This is a genomic window from Cyanobacteria bacterium FACHB-DQ100 (assembly GCA_014695195.1).
GTDB lineage: Bacteria > Cyanobacteriota > Cyanobacteriia > Leptolyngbyales > Leptolyngbyaceae > Leptolyngbya.
This window is the reverse complement of record JACJNW010000026.1, coordinates 38,042-49,601: the sequence shown is the minus strand read 5'-3', so window position 1 is coordinate 49,601 and position 11,560 is coordinate 38,042. Positions and strand designations below refer to the sequence as shown.

The following is an 11,560-nucleotide window of genomic DNA, read 5'->3' as shown; positions in this document are numbered from 1 at the left end:
ATCAGCATGGTGGTTGCATTTCCACTTTTCATTTGGATCGGAATTGAGCAAGGAAATGCACCGCCAGAAAAGATTATTTCTTAACCTAAAACTGCGGATGAGTTTCTGCGGCGAGGTAATCTTTACGAGAAAAACGGCAGCTACGAAAAAGCCCTGAAAGACTACACTCAAGCCGTTGCGCTTTGCCCCAATGACGAAAGTGGACGTTCATCAGGGTCTCGCGCTCGAAGGGCTAAACCGTCCTCAAGATGTTTTGCAGAAGTATCAAAAAGCAAAAGAAATTGCACAAGTCCAGGGCGATCGCAACGAAGTTCAAACCATAGACCTGTTAATTCAACAACTGAACCAGAGGAAATAGAACAATGCGAAATCATTTAACCAAACTTTCTCGATCACTTGAGTTAATTTTTTGTGTTGCGTTTGTCGAGATCGCAGCAGTAATGCTTGTGTTTCACAAAGTTCATCTGATGATGCTTTACCTTGGTCTTGCAGTCCTACTTTCTCCAATCCCTGCGTTGTGTCGTTTACCTTCAGGCATTCGGTTTTGTGCGGTGCTGCTCGGAGTGTTTCTGTAGCATTTTCAGCCCATTAGTAAAGATTTCGTTTGGGAGGCTCTGAGCGGTGAGCAATCCACAACTCGTTAGTTATTTTGCAAACCATTTCATGGAAGGAGGTCACTTTTCAACGATCGTCGCTGCTCGTCAGCAGGCCTCTCTGATTCTTCATCAGCCTGTTTTACCTGGAACAGCCTTAGCGAAATTGGTGGATGAATCGGTTGAAGCCGGAATTGTTCGAGCAGCTCGGCAAATCGTTGAAACATCAGCAACAACTTACGAAGCTTATGATCGTTTGGTCAACTTACACAGTCGTCAACCCGTTCTAAATGTTCGCTCATCTACAAGCGTGCTTCAGCAGGCATATAGCACCCCAATTCCGATCGCGTTTCTTGCGTCGGTACTTGCAAAAATTGATGCGGGAACAACGGTATATGAGCCTACAGCCGGACATGGAGCATTGTTAATTGCAGCAAATCCTGCAAACGTAACAGTGAATGAAATTAATGTTGATCGAGCCGCCGATCTTCGGGCACAAGGCTTTACCGTCACAAGATGTGATGCAGCCGAGTATCAACCAGGAAAACTGCACGATCGCGTGATTTGTAATCCGCCGTTTGGTGTGGTCAAAGTTGAAGGTCAGACGAAACGATTTCAAATTCTAGGCAGTCCCAGAAAAACTATCCAAGTTGATCAAGCGATCGCGCTACTCGCCTTGCAATCCCTTAAAAATGACGGTCGTGCTGTCCTCATTCTAGGTGGCAAACTCGGAGACGACGAGGAAAGAAGATCTGGGCGGTACAACACGCTTGAATCTCGAAGCTTCTACGCCACCCTTTATGAGCAATACAAGGTTATACAGCATTTTTCTATTTGGGGTTCACTTTATCGCAAGCAAGGCGCAGGATTTCCAATTGATTTGATTGTGATTGAAGGAAGAGGGCAATCTCAACGAATTCTACCTGCTGCTGATGTTCCAGGCATCTACAAGTCATTCTCTCAACTCAAGGAGTTAATTCCCGATGAACAATTACACCAAACATCCCCAGATCTGGAGACCAGCGCAGTCGAACGACTCGGAATTGTTCATCATCAGACTTCCAGCCGAAATGAGGCAAATGACACGATCGCAATACAAAGCGCTTCTATCAGAACGCATCGTGTGGTTGATTCAAAGCTGGATGGAACAAACTCAAGAAACACAGGAACAAACACACCGCAGATTGACGATCGTACTCAACAATCTTTTGTCATATCAGGAAGCACCGAGACTAACCGAGCAAGATACTGGGGAACTCGTTCCGCTGCCCGAGTGGATGGACGACTGGGCAGAGACATTAATCGATCGCAACGAAACCCTAATGCAAAAGCTATCGATAGATTTTCCGATCACGCTACCCACGACCGAGCCACAAATGCAGAAAGTGTGGCTGAACGAACACAACAAAATCACATTAGAGAACTGGTTAGCGACCCTGACTTACGGCATGAACGCAGATTTTTAGCAACAACTTCCAGCATTGAAACGAATGGAAATCAAGCAATGGTAGAACAATCTTCTAACAATTCCACTGAACCGATCGTAGCAACTCAAACTTTTGATGTTTCTTACATTTCTCGATCAAAGGGACAATCGGCACATAATCTGATTCCAACGAATATGGCAACCGCTGCTCAAATTGCTCTCGATCATCTTGAACAAGCGGTTGGTGATATCGATGAGTTTGTCTGCCAACGGTTAGGCTATGACTCTACCGAACAGATGTGGCAGTATCTTTATGCAGAGCAAATCGATGCGATCGCGCTTGCTTTCCATCAACGCGATCGCGGCAACATCTTTCTGAATGGTGACAAGACTGGAAACGGCAAAGGACGCTTTGGTGCAGCCAATATTGTCGATGCTGCCCGTCAAGGTCATATTCCAGTGTTCGTGACGCAAAAGGCGAATCTTTATACGTCGATGCTGACAGATTTAGCAGACATCGGTAAGCCCAGAATGCGCGTCTTCGCAACCGACAACAAATTAACTCTCGATTTAGAAGACGGCAGGCAATTACTAACAGGTGATGCTGCCACTCAAACCGAGCAAATGCGACAGATTATGCAGCAGGGACTCGGCAACTACGATGCAATCTTTACGACCTACACACAGCTTCAAACTGTGCAACAGAAAGAACCATTTCGGCGGGAGTTCTTTCGCGCGATCGCGCCTCAAGCTGTTTTTATCTTTGATGAAGCTCACGAAGCTGGAGGGAGAAGCGATAAATCTCAAGATGATGGTGGCATTTATTCCAGTCGTGCCGAATTTGCCCGAGAACTGGTTGATAAGAGCGCTGGAGCAACCTTCATGTCTGCAACTGCGATTAAAAATGCAGGTGTTGTCGATCTTTATGCGCGGCGTAGTGACGCTCGATATGCTGTCAATAATCTCTACAGCTTAGAAATGATTCTCAAAGCGGGTGGGGTTCCACTTCAGCAGATGTTTGCGACAAAATTTGTTGCCTCTGGACAAATGCTCCGGCGCAGCCGCTCGATGGAAGGTATCTCTTTTACAGCGAAAATAGTTCCAGTCGATCGAGATATTGCAGAAGGCATTTCTGCTGTAATGAGAGCAATCAACGATTTCGACGATGCCAAACAAGCAGGCGTAAATAAACTTAAGAAACGTCTGAAAGCTGAAGCTAAAGCTTTGAGTGAGGATGGCACGACCGGAGCGGCTGGAGCGAGATCTACAAATTTCACCTCGTTAATGCACAATGCGATCGATCAAAGCTTACTGGCACAGAAAGCAGAAGTCGCAGTACAAGAAGCGATCGCAACGATTGAACGAGGCGAAAAGCCCTTAATCGGGGTTGCCAACACGATGGGTAGTTTCATCGAATGGTACACCGAGGAAAATAGCATTGAACCAGGGCAATCAATTAGTATCACTTTTGGGAACGTACTAGAGCGATATTTAGAACGCTCCAGAGACGTGATTGAAACTGACCGCTGGGGCAAAAAAACTCGCCGTCGCTTAACCGATGAAGAGATTGGATCTGATGCCGTTGCTGCTTATGAAGAAGCTCAAGAGTTAATCGACGAAACTGACTTGTCTAGCATTCCCCTTAGCTCGATCGATTACATCCGTTGGCGATTAACTCAAGAAGGCTATCGAGTCGATGAAATCACCGGACGCAGCCACATTATTGAATATAGCCATGCGGGAGGAATGAGCTATGGACTCCGCTCTAGTAGCGAAACCAGCCCACAGGCGCGAGTCGATATTATCAACCAGTTCAACCGAGGGGATTTAGATGCTGTTATTCTGAATCGCTCTGGAGCTACAGGAATCAACCTTCACGCTTCCGAAAAGTTTGCAGATCAGCGACCGCGACGGCTGATTATTGCACAAGCGGAACGAGACATCAATCTCGTTATGCAATTGTTCGGACGCATTGATCGCTACGGGCAAGTTGTCAAACCCCGGTTTGATTTGTTGATGAGCGATTTGCCTGCCGAGAAACGGTTAGGGGCACTGCTGGCAAAGAAAATGGCAGAACTCAACGCTAATGTCACCGCATCGCGTGAATCGCAGATGTCTGTTGCAAACGTCGTAGATTTCATGAACGTCTACGGTGAAGAAGTCGTTCGGGAACTTCTCGAAGAGGATTATGAATTACAAGCAAAATTGAGTTACCCGTTAGAGGTCGGCAGTGATGATTCTGAGATTGCTGTGATTAAACGCGTAACCGGGCGCATCCCTCTGCTCACCATTCAGGAGCAAGAAGAACTTTACACACTCATTGAAAACGAAACAAGAGAACTCATCGCTCAAAAAGAAGCAATGGGTGAAAGCGTCTTAAAAGCGGATCAACTTGATTTAGATGCTCAAACGATCGCGCAAATGGAGGCCATTCCCGATGATAGTGGCGTTAAAAGTGAGTTTACAGGTGCAGTTTCCCTAGAAGTTGTTAATGCTAAGGTTCCGGTCAAGCCGTTTAGTCAACTTCAGGTGATTGATGCCGTCCGGCAAAGTCTTGATTTACCTCCGGTTGAGAATGTGGCTGACCATGATTTTGAAGCCGTCGCTCAAATTGCTAATCAGCGATCGCAAGAATTGTTAACCAAGTTGAGAGAAGAAACGCGATCGTATCGTCGAGAAATGCTGCTGACGAAAAGCACACCAGGTGCAAAAGATCGTTTCACCGACAAGCTTAACGACCAAATGCGGCATCTCACACAAGTTTTGAGACAAACACCACCAGGCACACCTGTAAGAGTTGTGTCACCGGAAGGAAATGTCTTTTATGGCGTTGTTTCGCGCATCAGTCAGAAAGGACAAAAAGGAAGCCCGATCGCACCCACAAACTGGAAAGTTCAAGTTCTAGTCGATCATCGCTGTCAACAATTAACGATCCCGCTTTCAAAATTTAATCGCGGTAAGCAGGATGCAATGACGCAAGTAATGCGGCAGGAAACGAACTGGAGTGGAGAAGATATCTACGAAGCCTTCGACTTGCGCCAACAGCAGAATCAGCGCACCGAGATGCAGATTTTTACGGGCAATCCAATTCGAGCATACGAGAAGTATCCAAACGGAAGGTTTCTGAATTACACGAACGATCGCGGCGATGTCGTCCAAGGACTAATTATGCCTGCGGGATTCGACATTCAAGAGGCACTCCGATCGGAACCTGTTGCATTCAAAGAACCCGCTCACGTAAAAGCATTTCTCACCGATGCAACCCAGTATCAAGCATCAGTCAAAACATTAGATGAACTCTTTACAGTTCGCACTCAGGCATCCATGCGATTAGGCAATAGCAGTGCAACTAGATTTGTTTTGCAAACGCTGAAGTCCGGAGCCGGAGACCAGTATTCCCTGGATTCAGACATTATTGCAGCCGCAGGCAACGAGTTTTACTCAGTTCATGAGCGAATGGAATTGATTGTGCCAGAAGAGCGTATTGATCAAGTTCTCTCAGTCATCCTTCAGCAGAAGCGATGGACGTTGGCAGCCTTCGATTATAAAGACCAAGCGCGAGATTTATTAGATATCAAATTGCCAGAGCTAACGATCGTACAACCCGTTCACAATCAAACTCAGCAAGAACAGCTTGCCACACCAAAGAAATTAGAACAGCAGACAGCAAACTCCCAACCTGAACAAACCATTCCACTGATTCTGGTTGAGCCACATCTCGATGATTTCTCACGCCAACCGCAACCGATGCTGGAACCGGAGAATCCCGCATCGCTTCGAGTCGCTGCTACAAAATATCAGTCTGGACGAGCAGAGAAAAACGTTGCAAGATTTCTGGAGCAAGCTGGGCTGAGTGAGGCAGTGATGGCAGATTCAGAGTTTTATCTGCAAATTGAAAACGCTCCTTACATTCCACTGACGATCGAGCGGCACGATGGGGTTATTCATTTCATTCATTGGCTAGAAGATAGCTACGGTGATCTTTTCATCGATACTGAAATGGTTTTTAATCTAGCCCCAACAGGAGATCTAACTCTACGGGAAGTAGCGGTGCAGAATCCAGTAAGGGGTGGGGAGTTGAGATCATACGATAAAAGCTTTGCTCAGTTGTTTTCCCGCAACATTCTCGATCAAGGATTTGCAGAGGCAGCTCGTCAAGCAAGAGAGGTTCAACCAGTCCAGCCTACCGAAGTTGTAGCAGAAGACCCAAGGAATGTAGTTGAAACAAGGCAAGATAACTCACTGCTTGAGTTCGGAGACGGCAACACCATTCGTTTAGAGTCAGAAGAAGTCAATGCAATCACAAGGGCTTTTTATACCTATACTTCTCATTCACTCTTACAGGAGCGGTTAGCCGAAATCTTAGAACCCGTTGTTGGACGAAGAAATACAGGGTTAGCAGTCCAATCCGCGATCGAGAAGTATCAACAATCATCGGAAACTGAGGCAAAAACAGAAGATGCAACTCTACAAACACCGGAGTCCGTCAATAACAAGATTGATCGCACCGATCTTGCTGCATTTGCGATCGACTACCTGAGCGTTAAAGACCAACATCCCGATGCTTTAGTCTTTCAGCGCTCTGCTTCTGGTGATTTTTACACGGCTTACTTTGAGGATGCGGATACGATCGCGACCGCATTAAATTTAACCTTAACAAGCCGAGATGCTGGCGGAACTGTTGGACGAATCCCCTTCATATCAATTCCAGCCTGGTCAGGAGCGATCGAGCGATTCACAACCTATTTAGAATCACAAGGGCACAGCGTTATTGTCAATCAAGGAATACACCAGCCAGAAGAAGCATTCGTTCACACTGAGTTATCAACGAGCGGACATTCACTAGAGACCGAATCGAGTCAAGCCTCTGAACCAGAGCAAGCATCTGAAACTAGCACTGAAGTAGAAACCACTCTCTTTGATGTAAACGATTATTCTGAAGTCGAGAGGGACTATCAGGTAGATGTTCAAGGACACGACCCAACTTGGGAAAGCGATTACACGACCTCACAAATCCCTGAAACATTGACTTCAACAGAACGTGATTCGGAAGTTCAAACTACCATTGCCAAGGATCAACCTGGCTCTTCTGCTCACTTCCTTCAACCTCGCTTAGATACTAATCAAACAAGCTCGATCGACATTTCAGCACTCGCTAAAGAGGTAAGAAATTTTGATTTAGAAGCCGTAGCAGCCAGTTTGGGTCTTCAGAAAGATCGACGTGACAAAAACAAGTGGAAGGATGCAGGACACATCATCAGCATCAATGACGGCAAATTCATGGATTGGTTAGCTGACCAAGGAGGTGGAGGCGCGATCGATTTAGTTATGCACGTCCGCAAAGTTGAGTTCAAAGAAGCAGTTCAGTGGCTTTCAGGACAAACGCTACCCGCTTCTGTCCAAGCTCAATCATCCTTGACGCAAAAAGAACCTCGTTCGCTGGAATTACCGCCATGCAATGAAGAACATTGGACAGCAGTACGACAGTACCTTATTGAAACGCGAGGACTGCCCGTAACCTGGATCGATCGCTTCCATGAGACAGGGCTAATTTATGCAGATGATCATCGTAATGCAGTTTTTCTACGGTATGGAGACCAGCACAACGATCAAGCATGGTCGCGCCACGAAGTTACAGGTGCAAGTCTGCGCGGTACACGCGACTCAGAACACGCCTTTCATGGATTAGCTCCTGGTTCTTCTCGTGAAAACGGGTGGTTCTGGTTGAGATCAGCAAATGGCGAAGTTAATCGTGTTGTTCTGACTGAATCACCGATCGATGCCATTTCTCTAGCAGTGTTGGAAAAAGAAAAGTCACCTGACGCAACAACCGTATCGATTTATTTATCAACCGATGGCTCTGGCGCAATTCCAACAACTGCTCTTCAGGAAATTCTTGATCAAGGTGGACAGGTAATCGCCGCATTCGACGCAGACAAACCCGGTGAGAAGATGGCGTGGCGTTTCGCAGAAATGCTTCCCGGTATTACGCGGATGACTCCAGCGCAGGGAAAGGATTGGAACGATCGACTTCTAATTGAGCATCATTCCGACAAAGTAAAAGCTGGAGAATACGATCGAGGCGACAAACAGACATTGCGATCACTCTGGAAGTGGCATCGAGTTGCTGGGGAATTAGGACGAGCACCGAACTACCTTAAACGGATCACCGAAGTTGCGAGAGCCTTTGTCGATGGTGAGGCTTTGTCCGATAAAGCAAAATCTGCTATGCAGCAAGATTTTCAGACCCATAAGCAGCAAGCGCATACTCATGCAACCGCTCGTCAAAACCCGCAAGCTTCAGAAGTTCAGCCAGCGCAATCAGTACCACCAAAAAAGTCCTGCCAGGGAGTTGAAATAGGATAAATGCTCTTCAACTCCCTAAGCACACAAGCAGCTACAACAGCACAATTTGCTTTCGATACTAAAATCTTTATAATCGGCTCCAGTCAGGTTGATAGTCATAGATTTAAGCTGTCAAGTGAGATTTAGCCCTCCGTCTGAAATCAAAATCTCGCCCGTAAGATAGTGACTCCCAACTAGCATCGAAGCTACTTGTGCGATCTCTTCTGGTTGTGCCCCACGACCCATCGGTGATCGTTCTTCCCAAAGCTTTCGTGCTGCTGTCCAATCCTTGCTCATCGGGGTTTCAACTAAACCCGGCGCGATTGCATTCACACGAATCAATGGTGCAAGACTCAATGCGAGCAACTTTGTCATGTGATTTAGAGCGGCTTTACTCACGGAATACGGAATTGAGGCCCCTTTCGGACGAATACCAGCATGAGAACTGATATTGAGAATGCAGCTAGGACATTCACGACTTGATGCCTGACGTAGCGCGTTTTCAGCCTCTGCAATCAGTGTCCAAGGAGCAATGACATTGACCTCGTAGAGATTTCGCCAGATCTCCGGTGAGGCTTCCTTCAGAGATGAGTGTGAAATCGTCGCACTAATCCCTGCATTGTTGACTAAGACATCTAACCGCCCGTGATGCGACAAAACATTAGTAATCAAACCACGAGACTGGCTTTGGTCAGACAGATCAGCTTGAAAATAAGATGCACCGAGATACGCTTCCGCTAATGACCGCCCAGCTAACACCGAAGACTTGGAATGAAAAGCAACCGCAAAGCCATCTTCAGCAAGCCGCTGTGCGATCGCCATCCCTATCCCAGATGTCGAACCAGTAACAAGCGCAACTCTTTTTTCGCCTCTATCTTTCACAACTTTAAATTTCTCATTTTTCTGGTATCTAATCCTACCTAACAATACAGACGCACAGCAGAATTATCTCCAACCTCCACAAGCAATTAAGTTTCCAAGTTGAATGCTCGCTGCTTTTGCAGCTTCCGCTGATGCTGTTGCTCTTTCTGGCAGGCTTCATGAACGGTTTGACGGATGTAGGCTTGAATTGTCTCTGAACTCCTGTGTTTTCCAACCATCTCTTGCACAAATGGGCTGTAAACTAACATTCGTGCGATCGCCTGCGGGGATTGCCCATCTTCAAATGCCCGTCTTGCCACGAGTTGATTCAGCTTCACGGTATTGCTAGCTTGAACGCCGAAGCTGTAGCGTTTCCACCGCTGCTGATCTTCGTTGAGCTTTATTTCTTTTGTGGTTGAATCCCCAGTTTGTCCAGAATTTGCTGCTGTCCCTGTTCGAGTCGTTCGAGTCGGATCTCGCTGCTGTTCACCAGTTGATGAACTCGATTCTGATTGGCTGACGGTAGAAGCTGTAGCAGAATCCAAACGATCGCTGCCATCAGCACTCCGGAGAAAGTCAGCGTTCCCAGAATCCCGCGATACGTCACGACTTCCCCGCTCAGAAATAGCTTCAGAGGAAACGCTGTTTTGTTCGGAATCGTTTGGTGAATCCGCTCGGTTTGTTGCGTCAGTGTTGCTAATCGTTGTCCCGTCCTGTCTTCGAGATTGGTCAGTCGCTCCTGCAAAACTAGAAACGATTGGTTGAAGTCGTGGAACGATCGGTGAATCACTGCCTGATTTTGCCCCACTGCGATCGTCTCGTTCTTGAGCAACGCCAATTCTTGACTCATGCGAGTTAGCTGCTCTAACTGGTTGCTGTCGATTTGAGTCTGATGGGATAGATACTGATTGATCTGGGATAATTCGATGTTCGTTTGTTGCTGATTCTGGTTCTGCTGACTTAAGCACCGTTGGCAGTTGACCAGTTCTTGATGAATCTGTTGTAGAAAACTCAGATACTGCTTGGTTTCGATCAACTCTGTCTCTAGGTTGTGTAATCGAGCTTCCAAGGCGTTCAGCGATTCGCTCAAACTCTGCAACAATGGCTGCATCAATCCCTGCTCTTGGTGCGGTTGTGTCTGCTGCTTGGCAAGTTGCCTCAAATTCTGTGGCGTGGTCATAGTGGAGTCCCTTGTGCTTTTGAAGTCCTGGAAAAGTGTAAGCTCGACCGAGTTTGCTGCCGCTAAAGGCAATGTCATCGAAGCAATAGCTAATTCCTGTAATGCGTTGATTTTGAGCAATGCGAAGCCGAATCCCAATCCCTTGATCTTTTAGCTCATAAATAAATTGTGCGATCGACAAACTTTCGTCAGCCGCTTGATCAATCTGAGCTTGCAGCCGGACTCGTACTGGCAGTTCTCCCGTTCGCTCGAACCGCCGCATTTCTCCTGTTGTCGGAGCCGCTTCGAGTTTCTCCCAACTCGGCTGAACACTCTCAAGCTGATATTGCTGCTCTAACGATCGGATCAGTGTTTCGGCTCGACGTTTCTCCCAGGAGTCGTTAACTGTCTTGCCATCTGTGATCCGAATCCGACAGATTGCGAGGTGAACATGATCATGGTCTTGATCGTGATGCCGATACACCACATATTGACAGTTCTCGTAGCCCATTTCTGTAATGTAATCTGCCGCGATCGCTAACCATTGCTCATTGTCTAACCGTTCATGCTTAGGTAAAGACAAAGAGACATGACAAACTGCCTTCTTGAGACGACGATTTAATGCTCTTGCCACTCGAAATTCTGCGGCTAATTCGCGCGGCGTTTCGCCTGCCATATTACCGCCGACGCATTGCGCTCCTTCCTTACCGTGTAAGTAATTCAGAAGACCGCGAAAACTTTTGCCTTGAACAATTTTACCGATCACAACTCATCATCTTCAGTTTCTACGTCGATCGTTGCAGCAATCACTTCGAGTCGAAGCTGTCGAATCATTGCAATGATCGCTTCTATTTCATCGCTGTTCACATTGCAGCCTCGCCCGTCACGAATAGCAACATGACAAGCTTTAGAAATTTGATTGAGATTGCGACCAATTTTCTCTAACTCTAAGTAGGTCAATCGATTGAGTTCGGGAACTGGAAGCGGTTGCCGCCGCTGGGGAACGTGCTGCCCTAATCCCGCCATCAATAGATACTCACTCAGGCTCAGTGAGCCTGCTCGCTCTCCCAAGTTTTGCCGCTCTGTTGAACTCATGTACACCGGAACTGCCAGCGTTCTCAATTCTCCAGTCGGCGATTTTCGCTGTCTCGGCATTGATCGCATTTCCCTTATTTT

6 protein-coding genes are annotated in these 11,560 nt (G+C 46.9%); 3 read left to right on the top strand and 3 right to left on the bottom strand.

Features of this window, described 5'->3' with window-relative positions; all coding sequences use genetic code 11:
* Positions 1 to 105 precede the first annotated feature (105 nt).
* The 3 genes from H6F51_10635 (at position 106) to H6F51_10625 (ending at position 8,385) form a co-directional block, all read left to right on the top strand.
* Positions 106 to 378, top strand: coding sequence for a tetratricopeptide repeat protein (locus H6F51_10635; protein MBD1822943.1), 273 nt, complete (start codon positions 106 to 108; stop codon positions 376 to 378).
* Complete coding sequence (locus H6F51_10630) at positions 363 to 575, top strand: hypothetical protein (GenBank protein MBD1822942.1); 213 nt, start codon at positions 363 to 365, stop codon at positions 573 to 575. The genes H6F51_10635 and H6F51_10630 overlap by 16 nt, the downstream gene beginning before the upstream one ends.
* Positions 576 to 663: 88 nt before the next feature.
* On the top strand, positions 664 to 8,385 hold the full coding sequence (locus H6F51_10625) for a strawberry notch C-terminal domain-containing protein (GenBank protein MBD1822941.1): 7,722 nt from the start codon (positions 664 to 666) through the stop codon (positions 8,383 to 8,385).
* A 111-nt stretch (positions 8,386 to 8,496) separates the two neighbouring features.
* Here H6F51_10625 and H6F51_10620 read toward each other — a convergent pair whose 3' ends face one another.
* From H6F51_10620 to mobC, 3 genes are read right to left on the bottom strand one after another with little or no spacing between them, the layout of a single operon-like run.
* Entirely contained in the window at positions 8,497 to 9,279 is a 783-nt protein-coding gene (locus tag H6F51_10620) for an SDR family oxidoreductase (GenBank protein MBD1822940.1), read from the bottom strand.
* Positions 9,280 to 9,332: 53 nt separating this feature from the next.
* Positions 9,333 to 11,150 (bottom strand): relaxase/mobilization nuclease domain-containing protein, encoded by a 1,818-nt coding sequence (locus H6F51_10615; protein ID MBD1822939.1) that lies wholly within the window; start codon positions 11,148 to 11,150, stop codon positions 9,333 to 9,335.
* Entirely contained in the window at positions 11,147 to 11,539 is a 393-nt protein-coding gene (gene mobC / locus H6F51_10610) for a plasmid mobilization relaxosome protein MobC (protein ID MBD1822938.1), read from the bottom strand. The genes H6F51_10615 and mobC overlap by 4 nt, the downstream gene beginning before the upstream one ends.
* Positions 11,540 to 11,560: the final 21 nt, after the last annotated feature.